At 67.3% G+C, this 20,543-nt stretch carries 16 protein-coding genes and 1 pseudogene; 12 read left to right on the top strand and 5 right to left on the bottom strand.

The window, feature by feature from the left end; translation table 11 throughout:
* Nucleotides 1-95: 95 nt before the first annotated feature.
* Nucleotides 96-1,553, top strand: coding sequence for a SulP family inorganic anion transporter (locus tag HF877_RS13950; protein WP_169621772.1), 1,458 nt, complete (start codon nucleotides 96-98; stop codon nucleotides 1,551-1,553).
* Between the two features lie 376 nt (nucleotides 1,554-1,929).
* On the opposite strand, the gene HF877_RS13955 is transcribed toward HF877_RS13950, so the two are convergent.
* A complete protein-coding gene (locus HF877_RS13955) occupies nucleotides 1,930-2,184 on the bottom strand; it encodes a hypothetical protein (protein ID WP_169621773.1) in 255 nt (84 codons plus the stop codon).
* A gap of 149 nt (nucleotides 2,185-2,333) precedes the next feature.
* On the opposite strand from HF877_RS13955, the pseudogene HF877_RS13960 reads away from it, so the two are divergent.
* The 3 genes and pseudogenes from HF877_RS13960 (at nucleotide 2,334) to HF877_RS13970 (ending at nucleotide 3,841) form a co-directional block, all read left to right on the top strand.
* Nucleotides 2,334-2,754, top strand: a pseudogene (locus tag HF877_RS13960) (hypothetical protein).
* Nucleotides 2,755-2,860: 106 nt separating this feature from the next.
* Complete coding sequence (locus tag HF877_RS13965) at nucleotides 2,861-3,271, top strand: hypothetical protein (protein WP_169621774.1); 411 nt, start codon at nucleotides 2,861-2,863, stop codon at nucleotides 3,269-3,271.
* 90 nt (nucleotides 3,272-3,361) lie between these two features.
* A complete protein-coding gene (locus tag HF877_RS13970; protein ID WP_169621775.1) occupies nucleotides 3,362-3,841 on the top strand; it encodes a universal stress protein in 480 nt (159 codons plus the stop codon).
* Here HF877_RS13970 and HF877_RS13975 read toward each other — a convergent pair.
* Both HF877_RS13975 and HF877_RS13980 read right to left on the bottom strand, forming a co-directional pair.
* Entirely contained in the window at nucleotides 3,738-4,886 is a 1,149-nt protein-coding gene (locus HF877_RS13975) for a DUF6670 family protein (protein ID WP_169621776.1), read from the bottom strand. The two genes, HF877_RS13970 and HF877_RS13975, sit on opposite strands and share 104 nt — an antisense overlap.
* 323 nt (nucleotides 4,887-5,209) lie before the next feature.
* On the bottom strand, nucleotides 5,210-5,695 hold the full coding sequence (locus HF877_RS13980) for a hypothetical protein (RefSeq protein WP_169621777.1): 486 nt from the start codon (nucleotides 5,693-5,695) through the stop codon (nucleotides 5,210-5,212).
* Between the two features lie 106 nt (nucleotides 5,696-5,801).
* Here HF877_RS13980 and HF877_RS13985 point away from each other — a divergent pair, with 106 nt between their 5' ends.
* Nucleotides 5,802-6,155 carry a protease inhibitor I42 family protein gene (locus tag HF877_RS13985; RefSeq protein WP_169621778.1) on the top strand — a complete coding sequence of 118 codons (354 nt, stop codon included), beginning with the start codon at nucleotides 5,802-5,804 and terminating at the stop codon, nucleotides 6,153-6,155.
* On the opposite strand, the gene HF877_RS13990 is transcribed toward HF877_RS13985, so the two are convergent.
* The gene (locus tag HF877_RS13990; protein WP_240952456.1) at nucleotides 6,113-7,027 is read right to left on the bottom strand and encodes a neutral zinc metallopeptidase; all 915 of its coding nucleotides are present in this window, start codon (nucleotides 7,025-7,027) and stop codon (nucleotides 6,113-6,115) included. The two genes, HF877_RS13985 and HF877_RS13990, sit on opposite strands and share 43 nt — an antisense overlap.
* Before the next feature lie 140 nt (nucleotides 7,028-7,167).
* Between HF877_RS13990 and aspS the strand changes: the two genes are divergently transcribed.
* The 5 genes from aspS (at nucleotide 7,168) to HF877_RS14015 (ending at nucleotide 14,557) form a co-directional block, all read left to right on the top strand.
* Nucleotides 7,168-8,964 carry an aspartate--tRNA ligase gene (aspS, locus tag HF877_RS13995; RefSeq protein WP_169621780.1) on the top strand — a complete coding sequence of 599 codons (1,797 nt, stop codon included), beginning with the start codon at nucleotides 7,168-7,170 and terminating at the stop codon, nucleotides 8,962-8,964.
* Between the two features lie 291 nt (nucleotides 8,965-9,255).
* Complete coding sequence (locus tag HF877_RS14000) at nucleotides 9,256-9,525, top strand: DUF4235 domain-containing protein (RefSeq protein ID WP_169621781.1); 270 nt, start codon at nucleotides 9,256-9,258, stop codon at nucleotides 9,523-9,525.
* Between the two features lie 169 nt (nucleotides 9,526-9,694).
* Nucleotides 9,695-12,250: a circularly permuted type 2 ATP-grasp protein gene (locus HF877_RS14005; protein ID WP_169621782.1), complete on the top strand. Its 2,556-nt coding sequence runs from the start codon at nucleotides 9,695-9,697 to the stop codon at nucleotides 12,248-12,250.
* On the top strand, nucleotides 12,247-13,251 hold the full coding sequence (locus tag HF877_RS14010; protein WP_169621783.1) for a transglutaminase family protein: 1,005 nt from the start codon (nucleotides 12,247-12,249) through the stop codon (nucleotides 13,249-13,251). Before HF877_RS14005 ends, HF877_RS14010 begins: the two co-directional genes overlap by 4 nt.
* A 139-nt stretch (nucleotides 13,252-13,390) precedes the next feature.
* Complete coding sequence (locus tag HF877_RS14015; protein WP_169621784.1) at nucleotides 13,391-14,557, top strand: kinase; 1,167 nt, start codon at nucleotides 13,391-13,393, stop codon at nucleotides 14,555-14,557.
* A gap of 16 nt (nucleotides 14,558-14,573) precedes the next feature.
* Here HF877_RS14015 and HF877_RS14020 read toward each other — a convergent pair whose 3' ends face one another.
* Nucleotides 14,574-16,187, bottom strand: coding sequence for an alkaline phosphatase D family protein (locus HF877_RS14020; protein ID WP_169621785.1), 1,614 nt, complete (start codon nucleotides 16,185-16,187; stop codon nucleotides 14,574-14,576).
* Nucleotides 16,188-16,328: 141 nt separating this feature from the next.
* Between HF877_RS14020 and HF877_RS14025 the strand changes: the two genes are divergently transcribed.
* Entirely contained in the window at nucleotides 16,329-17,741 is a 1,413-nt protein-coding gene (locus tag HF877_RS14025) for a replication-associated recombination protein A (protein WP_169621786.1), read from the top strand.
* Nucleotides 17,742-17,874: 133 nt separating this feature from the next.
* The gene (gene alaS, locus HF877_RS14030) at nucleotides 17,875-20,541 is read left to right on the top strand and encodes an alanine--tRNA ligase (RefSeq protein WP_169621787.1); all 2,667 of its coding nucleotides are present in this window, start codon (nucleotides 17,875-17,877) and stop codon (nucleotides 20,539-20,541) included.
* The last annotated feature ends 2 nt before the right edge of the window (nucleotides 20,542-20,543 follow it).

Consider the following 20,543-nt stretch of genomic DNA (forward strand, 5'->3'; position numbering starts at 1 on the left):
GGGCTACGACCGTGCGCTGCATCACACCCTATATGTCGATGTCGGCTACGGCGACGCGACACGGCGTCCGGACGCGCCGCGCCTAGAATCTTCCGGTGCACACCGTGTCCGACACTCTCCGCTCGCCTCGACGACTCACGACCGAGGTTCTTGCCGGTTTGGTGACGTCGCTGGCGTTGATCCCCGAAGTCGTTTCCTTTGCGGTGATCGCCGGAGTCGACCCGAAGGTCGCGCTCTACACGTCCTGCATCATGGCGATGACCATCGCGTTCGTCGGCGGTCGGCCGGCGATGGTGTCCGCCGCGGCCGGTGCGACTGCATTGGTGATCGCACCCCTCGTCGCCTCGCACGGACTCGACTATCTGATCGCGGCCGTCTGGCTCGCCGGTGCGCTGCAGATCGTGCTCGCCGTCGCCGGAGTCGCGAAACTCATGCGATTCATCCCACGATCGGTGATGATCGGCTTCGTCAATGCCCTGGCGATCCTCATCTTCGCGGCGCAACTGCGACATCTGTTCGGGGTGCCGTGGCTCGTGTATCCGCTGGTCGCGGCGGGGATCGTCATGATCGTGGTCATCCCGAAACTCACGACCGCAGTGCCGGCCGCGCTCATCGCGATCGTCGCACTCACCGGTGTGGTCGTCCTCTTCGGTATCGACGTGCCCGACGTCGCCGATCAGGGCGAGCTGCCCGGAGGCTTCCCCACGTGGATGATTCCCGACGTCCCCTTCACCATGGACACCCTCGCCATCATCGCCCCGTATGCGGTGGGCCTGGCGCTGGTCGGACTCATGGAATCACTGATGACGGCGAAGCTTGTCGACGAGATCACCGACAGTCGTTCCGACAAGACCCGCGAAGCGTGGGGCCAGGGTGTTGCGAACTGGGCGGGTGCGCTCTTCGGTGGCATGGGCGGCTGCGCGATGATCGGCCAGACCATGATCAACGTCAAGGAGGGACGCGCGCGGACCCGGATCTCGACGTTCCTGGCCGGCTTGTTCCTGCTCCTGTTGTGTGTGACGGTCGGCGACGTGGTCGGGGCCATCCCGATGGCTGCGCTCGTGGCGGTGATGCTCGTGATCGCGGTGACCACCCTCGACTGGCACAGCATCGCACCGCGGACGTTGCGCTTGATGCCCCGCAGCGAAACCGTGGTGATGCTGGTGACGGTCGGCGCGACACTGGTCACCGACAATCTCGCGATCGGAGTGGTTTCGGGTGTGCTCACGGCGATGGTCGCGTTCGCTCGGCGCGTCGCGCACATGACCCGGGTGGAGACGGTCGACGAGGGGGAAGGCACTCGCACCTACCGGGTGTCCGGCGAGCTGTTCTGGGCGTCGAGCAACGACCTGGTGTACCGCTTCGACTATGCGGGCGATCCCGAGCACGTGGTCATCGATCTCACCGATGCGGAGGTATGGGACGCCTCGACCGTGGCGACGTTCGATTCCGTACAGCACAAGTACGCGGAGAAGGGGAAGCGAGTGGAGATCGTCGGACTCGACGGCGTGAGCATGGAGCGCCTCGAGCGCCTGTCGGGAAATCTCGACTGACCCGATCGTGTCGGAGTACGCGGGGCACTTCACCGACTCTGAAAACCGGACAATCCCCGCAATAACCTTCGCCCCGAGTCGATCTCGCCCCCCCAGGCTGCGGAAGAGGCGGAATGCGGTAACAATGGGATGCCAGTGGCAGACGTCACTGATACGACCGATGTACACCGCCTGATAGGAGAAGCACCGTGATCGATTTGGCCTTCCTGGCAGATTTCTTCAGCGCCGCCGCGAACCTCTTCGAGGCCCTGAACTTCTTCTCCGGTTCGGCTGAGGCTGCCGGTCTGTAGCGGGCTCGTAGAGCGCAGCGAGGGCCCGTGGGTTTCGACCCACGGGCCCTCGCCGTTCCGTCGTCGGTGGGAACCGGTCGTCCGGGTCATCCCCCGAGATGTGCGACCGTCGCCTCCAGGGTGCTCGCCACCAGTTCGAGGTCGGTCTCGGTGTGCTCTCGGTCCTGCGGCAACTGCTGCCGCAGTTCCTCTCCCGTGACGACGACGAATGCTCGACGGCGCTCGTCGGTGTCGGCGGCGTCCACGACGTGGAACCGGCCCTCCTCGAGAACCAGCACGGGGTCCGGAGACGACGAGCTGAGCAGGTCGCGCAGATCATCGGCCGTCAGATGGGTTGACACATCGTCCTCCTGATTCGATGGGCGGGTACTCGCCGGTGCGTACCCGGCAACGCACGCCCTGAATCGGCGATCCGGTGCCGGAACGTCCGCGCTGGATCGGTGGGAAACCTGACGTGAGTCGACCCGAGCGGCTGCGATACAACTGATTGATGACAGAGACGCGATCGTCGGACTGTGCTGAACCACAACGCGGCGTTCCTCGGCGGTGGAAACAGATCGATCCCTCGCGTCGTGGTGTTGTGCTGGCTTGGGTCGCTTTCACTCTGACGTTCGGTGGCGCCCGACTCGTATCTGTGGGGGATCGTCCTGCTGGCAGGTGTTGCGATCTTCGGCCTGGTCGACCGGACTCCGAAAGCGCGAGCGTGGATGGGTCTCGCGTTGGGGGTGGCGCTCGCTCTCATCGTCGACGAGGCGGCACTGCTGATCACTCTCGAAGACGTGTACTGGCAATCCGAAGGATGGCCGTCGGTCGCGCTGGCGATCAGTGTGATCGGCATCGTCGGAACGGGACTGGTACTGACCCGGAGCAGATCCGGAAACAATGGCGGGTCCGGGAATAGTGACGGATAACAACCATCCGACCCAATGGCGGAAACGCGGCCGCATCGCCGCCGCGCCGGTCTACAGTTCCGAAACTGCCGGCGGACGAGCGGGCAGCGACAGTAACGGAGATCCGATGACTTCCGTATCGCGATACGTCGCCCGAGGTGTTCTCGCAGTGGGATGTGCTGTAGCCGTCGCCCTGGGCGCGGCGGGGACCGCTGCCGCCGACGAATGGCCGCCGATGCCCGATTATCCCACGCCGTTCGTGCCGTTCGAGACGAAGAACTTCCTCACCCCGACCGACCCGGGCTACTGGAATCCGCTCGACGCACGGGAGCGGCTCACGTCGCCTTTCGGGACCTCCACGCGAATCGTGTGCACCGCATTCCACGGCGTGACGTACGACTGCTGGCAAGCCGACGAGCACGGAAACCCGCACAAGCTCGTGAAATTGCCCGCGAACATACCCAGCGTGACCGGCAGTTCCATGCCGGGCGGAGGAAACAGCCATTACGTCTATCCGGGGTTCATCCCCGGCATCTGACGCACGCCTGCACCAGGCGGATGCGTTCGCCTGCGGTCGCGTACGGCATTCGATTACGGTCGAAGGACCGCGACGAAGGGCAGCCGCACGATGACCTCGAGCAACGAGTCTCCGCGAGTGGTGGTGGGAGTCGACGGGTCCGAATCGTCGATCAATGCTCTCCGATGGGCAGCGCGACTCGCGTCCGGCCTCGGCGCGGGCATCGACGCCGTAACTGCGTGGGAGCTTCCGAACACCTACGGATTCGTGGCGTATCCCGAGGACTACCGCCCCGACGTGGACGCGGCGAGCGTGCTCGGGACGGCTCTGACCGATGCGTTCGGAGAGAACCGTCCACCGGGTCTACGCGAGCGCGTCGCCAAAGGGAATCCGGCTCAGGTCCTGACCGAGGCGAGCCACGACGCAACCATGGTCGTGGTGGGCAGCAGGGGACACGGGGGATTCGCCGGGCTGCTACTCGGTTCGGTCAGTTCGTATGTCGCCGAACATGCGGCGTGTCCCGTACTGGTGATTCGGCGAGGCGCCCGCGGCCTGGAAGAGCCCGTCGATCCGGCGACCGCCGATCGATGAACTCGAAATAACCTCGTCCGGAGACCTCGGCTCCTCGCCACACCGCCCTGTATGCGAACCCGGTGACGAATCCGCTGCCGAGACCGAACGTGAACTCGGTATCCATGGTCGCGTGCAGATCCAGCCACGCGTGTCCGTCGGCGTCCACGACGACGAATCGGGTCTCGGCCGGTACCTGCATCGGGACTCCGTACGGCGTCGGTTCGGGTGAGTCACGCAGTCGCACCACCTCGAACGAGACGTTCTCGAAACGGGTGCCGTACCTGTCGCGGGACCGGTGCAGCGCGGTGGTCATGAACGGGACTCCGCCGAGGGAGTACCGGCTCAGCAGGATCTGGTTTTCGGCATCGAGATTGACGATCTGGTACACGAAGTAGTCGAGCGGTGCCTTGAGTGCCGCGGGTAGTGGACTGTCGCGCAAGAGATACGGGCTGGGGCATGCCCCGTATTCGAAGGAACACAACCCGTTCACCTCCGCGGTGGTCCCGCGATGGGTGATCGTCCCGTCGTACTCGGTCAGCAGCCCGAAATGCTTGTAGACCGGGTTGCGGAAGAACCACGACACCTTGTCGGTATTGGTGAGGCGCAAAGCGATATCGACGCCGCCGAGTCGACCGGCAAGCCGGTACTCCGGGTAGCTGCCGGTCAGCGTCAGGTCGTCACCGAACCGGACGAGTGAGCCGTCCGGTTCGGCAACGAAGGTGTCGCCGAATGCATAGTTGCCGAAGTGCGCGGGATGGGACGCCGCGGTCCCGGCCACCAGCGCCGCGTTGCGGCGAGGACTCCCGGCGATCGCGTCGTCGTTGTCGAATGCGACGGATCCCGTCGCGCCCACCAGGGACATCATCGAGAAGAACCGGTGCGGCTCCGGGAGATCCGGAATCATGACTCCGAAATGTGTCCATCCGTACCGGCGGGACCGCAGATGCGGCAGGAGGATTTCCGGTTCCGAGAAGGGTTGTCCGTCCGATGATTCGGCCGAATCGGCGATGCGGAGTGCAGAGCGCAGAATGCTCCGGATACCGGTGGACGCGATGCGATGCATGGCCGGGATACTGCCACGTGGATGAACGGGCAGCGTCAGGACACTGCGGCTCGCAGCAACCGCAACTGGCCGATTTCTGCGACGTTCTTCATCAACTCGGCGTCGATCTCGGTACCGGCACGAGGTCGGGATCGGACTCGTCGAAGTCCGGTACCCATTCGCCGTCGTCGCACGCCGGCGACCGAAGCGGCGAAGTCCATCCCGGGGATCCCCAGGGCGCGGACCGCCGGTTCGGTCGCCGGGCAGGATTCTCGGTCTCACTCAGGCGCGCACGTGCGCGCCGATCACAGTCCGGATCCGGAATCGGCTCCAGTGGTGTGGAGTCACCAGGGAAGGGTGTCGGGTGTGCTCGTGGCGGGGGCGTCGAGAAGCTTGTCGAGCCACAGCACCGCTTCGACGAGCATCTCGAGTCGGCTCATCCAGTCCATGCCCAATCCGACGGGACCCAGTTTCACACGTGCTTCGGAAGCGCCACCGGCGAGCACGTCGGCGACGGCCTTCATGACGCTCGATTCAGGTTCTTCGAGGCTGCTGAGGTCGACCTCTGCGCCTCCCGTGGTGCGGATCGTGAGAGCGACACCCTCGTCGCCGCGTAGTCCCGGTCCGAGCTTGCTCACCAGAACGTCCGCGATGCTGCTGACGACCCACCGGTAGACGCCGTTGTAGGGAGGCGGGCGCGAATCGGTGCTCGAGATGAGCGCGCCGACGGCCTCGGTCAGTTCGTTGTATGCCTTGCCGTCCGCGAGGGCGAGCAGATACCCGCCGACCTCCGCGTCCGTACGTGTGATGCCGAGTGATTCGTCGTTCATCTCGGTCGGGTGCCCGCGAGAGTGCGTTGCCACACATCCGGTTCCGGAACCGGTGGTACTCGCGAGAACAGTGGTCTGCGTCACAAGGACCTCGTACGCTGAGATCATGAAGCACATCAGCACCGGCCCGCACGATGTGACCGTCGATGTCGGGGACATGGTCGAACTGCACTTGAAGGAGAACACTTCCCGCGACTACTGCTGGTTCACCAACCGGGTGGGTGCGGGGCTGGTGCTGCACGACGTCCGGTGCGTGCCCTCCGAAAATCCGTTTCCCGGGGCGTCGATCGACCGGATCTTCTACCTCAAGGCACGGCGTCCCGGGCGCTGGCCGGTGTCACTGCGCATGCGGCGGCTGGCCGACCTCGACGCCGATCGCGCACAGATGACGGTGACGGTGCGCAACGGCGTCTCCGGTCAGCGCAACGCGTCCGGGGAATCCAAGTCGCGCGCCGAGTAGGTGTCGCACGCGTCGACCTGTCCGGTCCGGTAGCCGGCGAGGAACCATTTCTGGCGCTGCTCCGACGAACCGTGGGTCCACGCTTCGGGGTTGACGCGACCCGACGCGGCGGACTGGATCCGATCGTCACCCACAGCCGACGCCGCCGACAGGGCGTCGCGGATGTCGGTGTCGCTGAGTGGCGACAGGAACGGCTGCCCGGTGTTCGGATCCGGCATCGTGTCCGCGTAGTACGCCCATACCCCTGCGTAGCAGTCGGCCTGCAATTCGGTGCGCACCGCACCGGACTCCGGCCCGCGCGGGTCTGCCTGCGCACGTCCGAGGTCACCGAGCTGGTTCTGGATGTGATGCCCGACTTCGTGTGCGACCACGTACTCCTGCGCGAGTGGTCCGGCACTGGCGCCGAAGCGGGTGACGAGGTCGTCGAAGAAACTGGTATCGAAATATGCCGTCTCATCGGCCGGGCAGTAGAAGGGGCCGATATCGCTGGTGGCATTGCCGCAGCCTGTCGAGGTCGCGCCGGCGAAGAGCACGACCTCGGGTTGCACGTACGGCACTCCGGTCTGCTGAGCGAGATTCTCATCCCACACGAGATCGAGGCTCCCCACCGTGCCCACGATGCGGCAGTCGACCTTCGCGTTGAAGTCGGCGCCCGTCTCGCATCCTTCGACGGTGCCGCCTGCCCCGTACCCGGTGGACTCGCCGGGGTCGCCGGAGCCGAGCAGCGACCCGGGATCTCCACCGAACAGCAGCGCGAGGATCAGGATCAGGATGCCGCCGGTGCCGCCGCCGAGCGCGATCTTGCCGCCGCGTCCGCCGCCCCCGGTACGGACTCGGCCCGGGTTCATCCGTGCGCCCTCGTTGAAGGTCATCGCATCGCTCTCTCGTCGCAGTGCCCAGAAGTCGCACAAGCTTGTCACGAGGCGATTCGGCATGCGTGTGCCCGCCCTGTTCTTGTCTTTCGTAGGATTACACCCGACGAACCCGTCGCTGTCGTTTCGAAAGGACTTCCGTGCTGCGCACCCATCTCGCCGGCTCGTTGCGAGCCGAGCACGCCGAGCAGACTGTCACCCTCACCGGTTGGGTCGCTCGGCGCCGCGACCACGGCGGGGTCATCTTCATCGACCTGCGCGATGCGTCGGGGGTGGCGCAGGTGGTCTTCCGCGACCCGGGAGTGCTCGAACAGGCGCACCGTCTGCGCGCCGAATACTGCGTCAAGGTCACCGGCGTGGTCGAGATGCGGCCCGAGGGAAACCAGAACTTCGAGATTCCCACCGGCGCCATCGAGGTCAATGCCACCGAACTCGAGGTGCTGAACGAGTCCGCTCCGCTGCCGTTCCAGCTCGACGACCAGGCAGGCGAGGAAGCCCGCCTCAAGTACCGCTACCTCGACCTGCGCCGGGAAGGCCCGGGCAAGGCCATCCGGCTGCGCAGCAAGGTCAACGCCGCCGCACGGGCAGTGCTGGCCCAGCACGAGTTCGTCGAGGTCGAGACCCCCACGCTGACGCGCTCCACGCCCGAGGGCGCCCGTGACTTCCTGGTACCCGCCCGCCTGCAGCCCGGGAACTTCTACGCACTGCCGCAGTCCCCGCAGCTGTTCAAGCAGCTGCTCATGGTCGGCGGCATCGAGCGGTACTACCAGATCGCCCGCTGTTACCGCGACGAAGATTTCCGTGCGGACCGGCAGCCCGAGTTCACCCAGCTCGACATCGAGATGGCGTTCGTGACGCAGGACGATGTCATCCTGCTCGCCGAAGACGTGCTCGAAGCACTGTGGCGTCTCGTCGGCTACGAGATCCGGACGCCGATCCCGCGGATGACGTACGCGGATGCGATGCGTCGTTTCGGGTCGGACAAGCCCGACCTTCGATTCGGGATCGAACTGGTCGAGTGCAAGGAATTCTTCAAGGACACCACCTTCCGGGTCTTCCAGGCCGAGTACGTCGGTGCGGTCGTCATGGAAGGTGGCGCGAGCCAGCCGCGACGCCAGCTCGACGCGTGGCAGGAATGGGCCAAGCAGCGCGGGGCCAAGGGTCTGGCGTACGTGCTGGTGGGGGAGGACGGGGAACTCACCGGTCCGGTTGCCAAGAACCTCACCGACACCGAGCGCGCCGGACTCGCGGCACACGTGGGCGCGAAGCCGGGCGATTGCATCTTCTTCGCCGCCGGCGCCACCAAGCCGATGCGTGCACTCCTCGGCGCGGCACGCGGGGAGATCGCCCGCAAGCTCGACCTGATCGATCCGAACGCGTGGGCGTTCGTGTGGATCGTCGACGCGCCGCTGTTCGAACCGGCCGCAGACGCGACGGCGAGCGGCGATGTGGCACTGGGGCATTCGGCGTGGACGGCGGTGCACCACGCCTTCACCTCGCCCAAGCCTGAATTCATGGACACGTTCGACACCGACCCCGGATCGGCGCTTGCGTACGCGTACGACATCGTGTGCAACGGCAACGAGATCGGCGGCGGTTCGATCCGTATCCACCGTCCCGACATCCAGGAACGCGTGTTCAAGGTGATGGGCATCTCGGAGGAGGAGGCGAACGAGAAGTTCGGCTTCCTTCTCGACGCGTTCAAGTACGGCGCGCCCCCGCACGGCGGCATCGCCTTCGGCTGGGATCGCATCACCGCTCTGCTCGCCGGGATGGATTCGATCCGCGAGGTCATTGCGTTCCCGAAGTCGGGTGGGGGAGTCGATCCGCTCACGGACGCTCCGGGGCCCATCACTCCGGAGCAGCGTAAGGAGTCGGGTATCGATTACAAGCCCGAACCCGAGGCGGACAAGGCTGCACCTCCCGCCAAGAGCTGATTCGGCTACCGGCTGATCCGGCTGGGTCGAGGCCGCACGTCCTGAGGGGCGTGCGGCCTCCGCTTTCTCTGGGGGGGCAGTTTTCCTCTGACCGGCGGAGTTCGAATCGGACGGAAGTCCTAGAAATACCGAATCCAACGCCGACTCGAAACCCCTCCACGAACCCGCCGCTCACAATGCGAGCGCTCTCGGCGTCGTCGTGGTCGCCGTTTGCGCCCCGGAGCAGGCGGGTACCTCGGTCGGGAGATCGCGGTGCCACCGTCGGCACCGCACCGGAGGAGGAACCTGCACATGCCCGACGCAAGCGTGATGATGTACAAGCCCCTTGCCCTGGCGGCGAGTGTCGGGGGAGGTGTGCTCGCGGGAGCGGTCTTCCAGCAGGTGTGGAAGCGAGTGGGGCAGAATCGCCCGAAGCCGGAACCACAAGACCTGTCACAGAGCACCCGCGACGTGCTCATCGCAGCCGCGTTGCAGGGCTTGATCTTCGGCATGGTGAAAGCCGGCGTGGACCGCGCAACCGCGAAGAGCTTCAGCAAGGTCACCCACAAGTCGCCGGCATAGTCACCTTCGGTCCCGGAGCAGTGACGTGCGGCACCCCGCACGCCGCCGGGTCCGCCGCGAATACACGTTGAGCAACTCCACCTGGCAGAGTTGACCCGTCGCCGGTGCGACGGTCGAGCGAGTCGTGAACGACGGTGCGCCGACGGAAAGATCGAGAGGGCGGCGCTTCATGCACGACGTGGCCGAGGCGGATCCGGTCGGGGAGTACGACACCCCGTTCAGTCCGCAGTACGACGAGCTACACACCGCTTCCGGTGAGATCCGGGAGCACTGGAGCGAACTCGCCGGGGTGCTCGAGGGCCGTTCGCCCGCGGTGCTCGAGCGCTACCGGCGACGTGTACGCACCCTGGTCGACAATCACGGCATCACCTACAACCCGGTCGACTCGGTGGGCCCGGACGGAGAACCGACCGGCCCGGTGCGCTGGGAAGTAGACGCCTTACCCCTGGTTCTCGCCGCAGACGACTGGGCGGTCCTCGAACGAGGGCTCGTGCAGAGATCGCGCGTGCTCGACGCACTGCTGGCAGACCTGTACGGCCCGCAGCGCACACTCACCACGGGCTTGCTGCCTCCGGAGTTGGTCTTCGGCCATCCCGGATACCTGCGAGCGGCTCACGGAGTCACTCTTCCGGGGCCGCATCAACTCTTCATCCACGCGGTGGATGTGGCGCGGCATCGCGACGGTAGCTTCCGTGCGATCCGCGACCACACCCAGGCGCCGTCCGGTCTCGGCTACGCGATGGCGGATCGTCGGGTCGTCGCCCATGCGATGCCGGAGATCTACACCACCGCCGGCCCGCGGCCCCTCGCACCGTTCGGTCACGCGCTCAGGCTCGCGCTGCGCGATGTCGCGCCCAGCGGAGTCGAGGACCCGTTCGTGGTGGTGCTCAGTCCGGGTGCGCAATCCGAAACAGCCTTCGACCAAGCGCATCTCGCGAGCGTGCTGGGCGTGCCGCTCGTCGAGTCGGCCGACCTGACCGTGCGGGAGGGGAGGCTGTGGATGCGTTCGCTGGGGTCGCTGACCCGCGTCGACGTGGTGATGAGGCGCATCGACGCCGACTACGCCGACCCGCTCGACCTCCGGCGTGATTCGAGGCTGGGCGTGGTCGGACTCGTGGAAGTCGTTCGTCGCGGTGGAGTGTCACTGGTCAACCCGCTGGGCAGCGGAGTCCTCGAAAACCCCGCGCTCGCGGGATACCTTCGACCACTCGCCCGAGCGCTGCTCGACGAGGACCTCCTGCTCGAATCGGAGGAGACCCACTGGGGCGGAACCGCCTCCGGACTCTCGGAACTCACCTCGCGCCTTCCCGATCTGGTCTTGCGCTCCACCGTCACCGCGGAAACCGTTGTCGGCGAAACCTTGACCGCCGCGGAGCGGAAGGAATTGCTCGCCCGCGTGAAGGCGCAACCGGGCAACTGGGTGGCGCAGGAACGTGTCGAGTACTCCCACGCGCCCAGCCTCGACGGAACGGCCGTGACGGCGTCTCCCGTGAGTCTTCGGTTGTTCACCGTTGCGCAGCGCGTCGGATACACGCCGATGCCCGGCGGACTGTGTGAGGTGCTGGTACCGGGCGCCGCGCCGGAAACCGAACCGCGAGTGGCGGCGAAGGATGTCTGGGTACGGACTGTCGCGGGTGGCGCCACCACCGACGCGGCGGGCTCTACCGCTCCGGAATCGCTGCCGCGCTTCGCGGCGCCTTCCACCGAGGTGGTGGCCTCGCCGCGCGTGCTCAACGACATGTTCTGGATCGGCCGCTACAGCGAGCGCGCGGAAGATACGGCGCGACTGCTCATTTCGATGAGGGAGCGTTACCAGGACTACCGGAACCGGCCGTGGCTCGAGGGCAGCGACTGCTTGCCTGTTCTGCTCGGAACACTTGTCGCGACCTCACAGCTCAGCGAGGGTGTCGCGATGGTGGACGACCATCGCAACGTCGTGGCGGAGTTCCGCGCCCTCACCGTGGATCGTGCGCGGCCGGGCTCGCTGGCGCAGTCGTTCGGTGGGCTCGAGCGCGCCGCCCGCGCCGTGCGCGACCAGCTCTCGCACGACACCTGGACGGTCCTGGCCGACGTGCAGCGCGCCCTCGACGACCTCGCGGTCGATCCGGAAGACGACGGCGCGCAGCTCGGCGCGACCCAGTCGGCGGTGCTCAACGGCATGCTCGCCCTGTCCGGCCTCGGCGCGGAATCGATGGTGCGCGATCTGGGCTGGTACGTGATGGACATCGGCAAACGCCTCGAGCGGGGCCTGGCGCTGGTGTCGCTGCTGTCCTCGACCCTGACCCGCGAGCACACCCGGCCCACCGAACGCGCGCTCATGGAGTCGGTGCTCGCCGCGGCGGAGAGTTCGGTGACGTTCCGGCGACGCAACACCACGGTGCGGGTCGCCGCCGTCGCCCAGCTGCTCCTGTTCGATCCGGGTAATCCGCGCTCGCTCGCGTACCTCCTCGACCGGCTGCGCGAGAACCTGGTGGCATTGCCGCACTCGTCGGGCTCGTCCCTGCCGGAACGGCTCGTCGACGAACTCCTCGCGACATTGCGCCGCTGCGACCCGTCCGACCTCGAGACCGTCACCGACGGTGTCCGGGCGGAGTTCGCGCGCCTGCTCGACTCCACCCACGCCGGGCTGACGGAACTCGCCGTCGTCTTGATGAAGGGACCGCTGTCGTTGCCCGGCGGAACCCGGCCCCTGTGGGGCGGCACAGAGCGGAGAGACCTGCCATGACAGTCGCCGACGGATCCAGCGAGCCCGGTGTGCGGCGGTACCGCATCACGCACCGCACCACCTACCGCTATTCGGGCGCGGTGACCTCCTCCTACGGACGCGGATACCTGCTTCCCCGCGAAACCGACCGGCAGCAGGTGCTCTCCAGTGAGGTCACCGTGAGTCCCGCGCCGGCGGACATGTCCACCGGCGCGGACCTGTGGGGCAACCGCGACCTGTTCTTCCACGTCACCGACACGCACGAGGTGCTCGAAGTGGTCGGACGCTCCGAGGTCGCGGTCTCACCTCCGCACCCGGGGCGGTTGCGGACGCCGGCGTGTCTGGCGCCGTGGGAGACGGCCCGCCCGGCCGGCCCCGCCGGTGCGCTGGCCGTCGACTTCGTACTCGACGTGCATCCGCCGGAGATCGACGACGACGTGCGTGCCTACGCGGAGAAGACGTTCACGGCCGGGCGGCCGATCGCCGAGGCGATCGTCGACCTGACACACCGGATCTTCACGGACTTCACCTACCGGTCGGGGTCGACATCCGTGTCCACCCGCGTTGCGGAAGTGCTGGCGGCCGGATCGGGTGTGTGTCAGGACTTCGCGCGCCTGGCGATCGCCTGCCTGCGCTCCCAGGGGCTCGCAGCACGCTACGTCTCCGGATATCTCGCGACCGACCCGCCGCCCGGGAAGGAACGCATGGTCGGGGTGGACGCGACGCATGCGTGGGCGTCGGTGTGGCTACCGGACGGCACGTGGCTGGACTTCGACCCCACGAACGATCAACTCGGCGACGAGCGGTACACGACCGTGGCGTGGGGACGTGACTACGCGGATGTGTCGCCGTTGCGGGGCGTGATCTATACGGAAGCGCAGGACAGCACGATCGAGGTATCGGTCGATGTCGCGCCGATCGACGAAGAATTCTCCGCTGCGGGAGGACGTTCCGATCAGGGCGATCGAAACCCCGTGGACATCGGCAACACCTCCGCGGGCACCCGGTCGTCGATCTCGTGAGATACCCGATGTGCTGCCCGGACGGTGCAGGTCCGGACAAAGCGGATGTGCCCTCTCGCGCGTGACCATCGAAGGTCCTGAGTGACCGAGGTCTTCTGCGAGCCCATTTAGTGACCGGGAACCTGTAGATTGGTTCGTGATGACTGCAACATTGGCGGACCCCGTGTCAGAGGTAGTGCAGGCAGCCGAGCAGCTGCTCACTCGTCGTACCGGGGCGCCGGTCAAACTGGCGGATCCCGTCGACCTCGGGGGCAGTGGCAGGTCGGTCGTTCTCCGGGTGCGGGTCGCCGCGAACCCCTTCTCGTTGCCGCGCACACTCGTGCTCAAGCAGGTGCCGCCGTCGCGCGGTGCCGGCCACGTCGACCTCCACGGTTCCGCGACAGACGAGCAGATCGCGTTCCTGCGCGAAGCGGTCTCCTACCAGTTCGCGACCGCCCTCGCCAAGGACCACCGTCCCGGTGCGGAACTGCTCGCGTACGACTTCGCGACCCGGTTGCTCGTCCTGAGCGATCTCGGCGACGCGACCCCTCTCGCGACCCTGATGCGCAGTGGTGACAGCGAGACCGTCGGCAACACGCTCATGGCGCTTGCGCAGGCTCTCGGCCGGATGCACGCCGCGACCGTGGGACGAGAAGAGGACTTCGCGGCGTTGCTGCGCCGCGCCGACGTCTCGCATGTCGCCGACACGGTGTCCGAACAGGCGATCGACGCAGTGCGCGGTGTGCCCGAACTGCTGGGTACCGATTTCGGTCTCACCGTGCCCGATTCGGTCCGGGAACGGGCCGAACGCGCCGCAAAGCTGTTCACCGGCGGTCGTCACCGGGCCTTCAGCCCGTCGGACCTGTGCCCGGACAACATCGTCGTCGGCGACGACGGCGTGCAGTTCCTCGACTACGAGTGGGGAGGCTTCCGGGACGCGACCCTCGATATCGCATTCGCCCTGACGTCCTTCCCCCTGTGCGTGTGTGCCGTTCCCATGACCGTGGAGCGGATGCGGGCGATGGCCGACGCGTGGCGCGCCGAGGTCGTCGGCATGTGGCCGCACCTGGCCTACGACGAAGTGCTGGCCGAACGCCTTCTGGACGCGCTGCTGGCGTGCGTCTGGCTCAGCACCCATCTCTTCCTGCCCGAGGACCACGCCCGGATCGCCTCGGTACGCGAGCACGAACTGTCGGTGCCGCGAATCGAAGCACTGCGTTCCCGCTGGATGCTGCTCGCGGATTTCGCGGCCGACACCGGCCACGACGACGTCGCCGGACATGCGCGCGAGGTGCTCGAACAGCTCGAGGCACGCGAAGCGGCCTGACGCCCACCAGTCCGGGTTACACCGGCGGTACGGGTTCGACGCATGCGGTGCCGTTCAGCACACGGAAGCCCGCTGCTCGTCGTGCGCCGGTCGACGGGTCGGTACGGTCGCCGAGGAAGAACCATTCCATCTGCACCGCATCCGGGGTCACCTCGAGCACCCCGAAGCCGTGCGAGTCCAGTTCGACGAACCGAACGTGCCGGTTGGTCGACCGCACGACCTCCTCCAGCGCCGGTGATGCCGTGCGCGGCGGGACCCCCAGCAACTCGTCGATGTTGGCCGACGTCACCGACGGCACCACGAACTCGGTGGCGACGGTGCCCGCACCCGGATAGGCGGCCGGATCGGCGGGAATGTCCATCGCCCACGACGTGTGGATATCGCCCGTGAGGAACACGACATTGCGTCGTCCCGCGCCGCTGATCGCGTCGAGCAGACGCCGACGGTCGGCCGGGTACCCGTCCCACTGGTCGGTGCTGAACGGCACCCCGTTCGACGGCGCACCGAGCAGTGCGGTGAGCGCACCGGTCGTGCGCACGTCGAGGGGAGGGAGCAGGAGCGGTGCGAACATCACGGAGTTGCCGACGAGCTGCCATCGAGTCGGAGAACTCGTCAGGCCCGCGGTGAGCCAGGCCATCTGGTCCTTGCCCGTGATGGTGCGGCCGGGCTCGTCGACAGTCTTCCCGTCTACCGGCCGAGCCTGCTCGGAACGGTACGTGCGCAGATCGAGCATCGACAGTTCGGCGAGGTCACCGAACCGGAGCCGCCGGTACAGACGATCGCCTTCCCTCCGGACCGGCATCCATTCGTAGTAGGCCCGGACCGACGCGGCCTTGCGCGCGGCCCAGTCGCCCTCGGTCGCCGGGTCGTGGTTCTCGGCACCGCCCGACCACGCGTCGTTCGCGGACTCGTGGTCGTCCCACACCACGATCCACGGCACGAGGGCGTGTAGCCGCTGCAGATCGGGGTCGGTCTTGTACTGGCCGTGCCGCATCCGGTAATCGGCGGTGGTGACGATCTCGTGCGACGGACGATGCGCCCGTACTTCGGATCCCGTCGAAACGGGGAACTCGCCGGCCGCGTACTCGTACAGATAGTCGCCCAGATGCACCATCGCGTCCAGGTCGCCGCGTGCGGCGAGATGCCGGTACGACGCGAAGTAGCCACCCTCCCAGTCCGCGCAGGACACGACGCCCAACCGGAGACGCTCGACGTGCGCGTCGGCGGCCGGTGCGGTGTGTGTGCGCCCGGTGGGGGAGACGGCCCCGCCGGCGAGGAAGCGATAGTAGTACTCCGTGTCGGCGGCCAGGCCTGTCGCATCGACCTTCACGGTGTGGTCCGCGTCGGCTGTCGTCGACACCGATCCCGAGGCCACCGTGTCGGAGAAGTCGGCGTCCCGGGCGATCTCCCACTGCACCGTGGTCGCGGGGCCCACGCCCGAGCCGGGGACCGCATCGGGTGTGGGAGTGATGCGGGTCCAGAGGACGATCGCGTCGGGAAGCGGGTCACCGGAAGCCACGCCGTGTGCGAAGACAGGCGGAGCCGCCGACGCGCCGGGAGCGGTCGCCGCGGCCAGGGCAGACGTGCCGGCGACCACCGCGCCGGCTCGCAGGAGTGTTCGACGCGTCACACGAAGTAGGGGCACGGCGTCGATCTGACCATGCCGAGGGTCCCGATTCAGGGCAAACGGCAGATATGCACCGAAATGTCGCCGCTTGTTCACCGGGTACTGCGACCGCGACGGTCGGTGGGAGCTTGTAGCGTCGGAGTGGTGAGTGACGTATTCGGTGCGGAGGATCCTTCGGCAGAACCGGACGCCCTCTTCGAGGCGCCCCGCGCAGAGGAACCCGAACCCGAACCGGAGATACGCCGCGCACCCGCAGCGCCGACCGGGCCCTCCGCTCCGCTCGCCGCCCGCATGCGTCCCGCGAGTCTCGACGAGGTGGTCGGCCAGCAGCACCTGCTCGAACCCGGCGCTCCGCTCCGACGCCTCGTGGAAGGTTCGGGCGCGGCGTCCGTCGTGCTGTACGGCCCGCCCGGGACCGGGAAGACGACGCTCGCGTCATTGATCTCCGGTGCGACAGGCCGGCGGTTCGAAGCGCTCTCGGCTCTGTCCGCCGGTGTGAAGGACGTGCGTGCGGTCATCGATGTGGCGCGCCGCCGCCTCGCCCACGGCGAGCAGACGGTGCTGTTCATCGACGAGGTCCACCGGTTCTCGAAGACCCAGCAGGATGCGCTGCTCGCCGCCGTGGAGAACCGGATCGTGCTGCTCGTCGCGGCGACGACCGAAAACCCCTCCTTCTCCGTCGTCGCTCCGCTGCTGTCGCGCTCGCTGGTGCTCCAACTGCAACCGCTCGGCACGGAGGACATCCGGCAACTGCTCGAACGCGCCCGCGTCGACGAACGCGGACTCGGTGGCGTGGTGGACATCACCGACGACGCGCTCGATCACCTCGTACGTCTCGCAGGCGGCGACGCGCGACGCGCGCTCACCGCGCTCGAGGCGTCCGCCGAGACGGCGTCGGACCGGGCCGGCGACGGCGACGCCGTCATCGATCTGTCCACGGTCGAGTCGAGCATCGACAGGGCCGCGGTGCGCTACGACCGCGACGGTGACCAGCACTACGACGTCGCGAGCGCGTTCATCAAGTCGCTGCGCGGCTCCGACGTCGATGCCGCCCTGCACTACCTGGCGCGGATGATCGTCGCGGGGGAGGACCCCCGCTTCATCGCCCGGCGCCTGATGATCCAGGCCAGCGAGGAAGTGGGAATGGCCGACCCCACCGCGTTGCAGACCGCCGTCGCCGCATCACACGTCGTGCAGCAGGTCGGGATGCCCGAGGCTCAGCTCGCTCTCGCCCAGGCCACCATCCACATCGCGACAGCCCCCAAGTCGGGTGCGGTCACCGCTGCGCTGGGAGCGGCGATCGCCGATGTCAAAGCGGGCAAGGCCGGGATGGTGCCCGCGCACCTGCGTGACGGGCATTATCAGGGCGCGCAGAAGCTCGGCAACGCCGTCGGGTACCGCTACCCGCACGACCATCCGGACGGCGTGCTCGCCCAGCAGTACGCGCCCGACGAACTGGTCGGGGTCGACTACTTCCGGCCGACCAACCACGGAGCCGAACGTGAACTGGCGTCGCGGGTGCCGAAGCTCCGCCGCATCGTGCGAGGCGAGCGGTAGGCGGGCGTGACGCCCGTCGTACCGACCGGAAGCCGGTTGCGCCGGGACGTTAAGCTGAACGATGGCCGTTTCGCGCGGCCGGCAGGCCACACCGGGCAGTTCCCGGAACCGTCACACGACAAAGGACCATGACGTGCAGACCCACGAGATCCGTAGGCGCTTTCTCGATCACTTCGTGAAGGCCGGCCACACCGAGGTACCCAGCGCGTCGCTGATCCTCGCCGATCCGAATCTCCTGTTCGTCAATGCCGGCATGGTTCCCTTCGTGCCGTTCTTCCTCGGGCAGCAGACCCCGCCGTACACCCGTGCGACATCGGTGCAGAAGTGCGTGCGCACGCTCGACATCGAAGAGGTCGGCAAGACGACCCGGCACAACACGTTCTTCCAGATGGCCGGCAACTTCTCGTTCGGGGATTACTTCAAGGAAGAGGCCATCGCCTTCGCGTGGTCGCTGCTCACCGGCTCCGTCGACGACGGCGGTTACGGCATCGATCCGGAAAAGCTCTGGGTCACCGTGTATCTCGACGACGACGAAGCGTTCGCGATCTGGCGCGACAAGATGAACGTGCCGGAGGCCCGTATCCAACGGCGCGGCATGAAGGACAACTACTGGTCCATGGGAATCCCCGGCCCGTGCGGCCCGTGCTCGGAGATCTTCTACGACCGCGGCCCCGAGTACGGCGTCGAGGGCGGCCCGGAGGCCGACGAAGACCGCTACATCGAGATCTGGAATCTCGTCTTCATGCAGAACGAGCGCGGCGAAGGCCGCTCCAAGGACGACTACCCGATCCTCGGACCGCTGCCGAAGAAGAACATCGACACCGGTATGGGCGTCGAGCGGGTGGCGTTCCTGCTCCAGGGCGTCGAGAACGTGTACGAGACCGATCTGCTCCGTCCCGTGATCGACAAGGCCGCCGAACTGACAGGCGCGGTGTACGGCGCCAAGCACGAGGACGACGTCCACTTCCGGGTGATCGCCGACCACGCCCGCACGGCCGCGATGCTCATCGTCGACGGCGTCAACCCCGGCAACGACGGCCGTGGATACGTTCTGCGTCGTCTGCTTCGCCGGATCGTGCGCTCGGCGCGTCTGCTCGGCGCCGACCGTCCCACGATGGCCGAGTTCATGACCGTCGTCCGCGACACGATGGCGCCGTCCTACCCGGAACTCGCGACCAACTTCTCGCGCATCGAGACGGTCGCGGTCGGTGAGGAGACCGCGTTCCTCAAGACGCTCGGCACCGGCAGCAAGCTCTTCGAAGGGGCGGTCGACGCCGCGAAAGCACAGGGCGAGACCGTGCTCGGCGGAACCGCCGCATTCACCCTCCACGACACCTACGGCTTCCCCATCGACCTCACGCTCGAGATGGCGTCCGAGGCCGGATTGACCGTGGACGAGGACGGCTTCCGGTCGCTGATGGCGGAACAGCGCCAGCGCGCGAAGGACGACGCGCGTGCCCGCAAGCACGCGCACGCCGACCTGACGGTCTACAAGGAACTCCTCGACCGCGGCCCCACCGAGTTCACCGGCTTCGGTGAACTCGTAACCGAGGCGCACGTGCTCGCCGTGATCACCGGGGGCGAACGCCTGCACACCGCATCCGCCGGGCAGAAGGTCGAGTTGATCCTCGACCGCAGCCCTCTCTATGCGGAGTCGGGCGGCCAGATCGCCGACGTGGGAACGATTACCGGGCCGGGTCTGAAGATCAAGGTCGACGACGTCCAGAAGATCGCCAAGCAGTTGTGGACGCACAAGGTCACCGTGGTCGAAGGACAGGTGACCGAGGGCGACGCGGTGCTCGTGCAGGTCGACCCCGAATGGCGCAAGGGCGCGACACAGGGCCATTCCGGCACCCACCTCGTGCATGCCGCGCTGCGGGAGGTCCTCGGACCCAACGCCGTGCAGGCCGGTTCGCTCAACAAGCCCGGCTACCTGCGGTTCGACTTCTCCTGGCCCGGTGCGTTGTCGGAGCAGCAGAAGCAGGACATCGAGGTCGTCACCAACGAGGCGGTCGCAGCGAACTACCCGGTCAACACGTTCGTCACCGACCTCGACAAGGCCAAGAAGATGGGCGCGATGGCGCTCTTCGGCGAGAACTACGGCGACGAGGTGCGTGTCGTCGAGATCGGTGGCCCCTTCTCGATGGAGCTGTGCGGCGGCACCCACGTCCAGCATTCGTCGCACGTCGGGACCGTCACGCTCCTCGGTGAGCAGTCGGTGGGGTCGGGTGTGCGCCGGGTCGAGGCCTACGTCGGACTCGATTCCTACCGCCACCTCGCGAAGGAACGGGCATTGCTCGCAGGCCTGTCGTCGACGCTGAAGGTTCCCTCCGAGGAGGTGCCCGGACGCGTCGAGTCGCTGATCGAGCGGCTCAAGGCGGCAGAGAAGGAACTGGAGAAGACGAAGGCGGCCAACGTCGCGGCGGCAGCGGGCACTTACGCCGGCAAGGCGCAGCGAATCGGCGACCTGCTCGTGGTGGCCGAGGCGGCACCCGAAGGCGTCACCGGCAACGACCTGCGCACCCTGGCATCCGATATCCGCGGCCGGCTGGGCTCCGAGCCCGCTGTCGTGCTGCTCCTGGGCAGTGCCGACGGAAAGGTTCCGTTCGTCGTCGCCACCAGCAAGCCCGCGCAGGCGATGGGCATCAAGGCCGGCGATCTCGTCGCGAGCTTCGGACCCGCGATCGGCGGACGCGGCGGCGGCAAGCCCGATATGGCACAGGGGGCGGGCTCGGATCCGTCCGGCATCCGTGCCGCACTCGATGCCTTCCGCGCCCGGCTCAGCGAGCTGGCCGGCTGAGC

Origin of the sequence: Rhodococcus sp. BL-253-APC-6A1W, assembly GCF_012843405.1 — a bacterium.
Taxonomy (GTDB): domain Bacteria; phylum Actinomycetota; class Actinomycetes; order Mycobacteriales; family Mycobacteriaceae; genus Rhodococcus.

Excerpts from the sequence above, each read along its gene's own strand:
- HF877_RS13965 (WP_169621774.1), top strand. The coding sequence starts at position 2,861 with ATGACTTCCGTATCGCGATACGTCGCCCGAGGTGTTCTCGCAGTGGGA.
- HF877_RS13970 (WP_169621775.1), top strand. The coding sequence starts at position 3,362 with ATGACCTCGAGCAACGAGTCTCCGCGAGTGGTGGTGGGAGTCGACGGG.
- HF877_RS13975 (WP_169621776.1), bottom strand. The coding sequence starts at position 4,886 with ATGCATCGCATCGCGTCCACCGGTATCCGGAGCATTCTGCGCTCTGCA.
- HF877_RS13980 (WP_169621777.1), bottom strand. The coding sequence starts at position 5,695 with ATGAACGACGAATCACTCGGCATCACACGTACGGACGCGGAGGTCGGC.
- HF877_RS13985 (WP_169621778.1), top strand. The coding sequence starts at position 5,802 with ATGAAGCACATCAGCACCGGCCCGCACGATGTGACCGTCGATGTCGGG.
- HF877_RS13990 (WP_240952456.1), bottom strand. The coding sequence starts at position 7,027 with ATGACCTTCAACGAGGGCGCACGGATGAACCCGGGCCGAGTCCGTACC.
- HF877_RS14000 (WP_169621781.1), top strand. The coding sequence starts at position 9,256 with ATGCCCGACGCAAGCGTGATGATGTACAAGCCCCTTGCCCTGGCGGCG.
- HF877_RS14005 (WP_169621782.1), top strand. The coding sequence starts at position 9,695 with ATGCACGACGTGGCCGAGGCGGATCCGGTCGGGGAGTACGACACCCCG.
- HF877_RS14010 (WP_169621783.1), top strand. The coding sequence starts at position 12,247 with ATGACAGTCGCCGACGGATCCAGCGAGCCCGGTGTGCGGCGGTACCGC.
- HF877_RS14015 (WP_169621784.1), top strand. The coding sequence starts at position 13,391 with ATGACTGCAACATTGGCGGACCCCGTGTCAGAGGTAGTGCAGGCAGCC.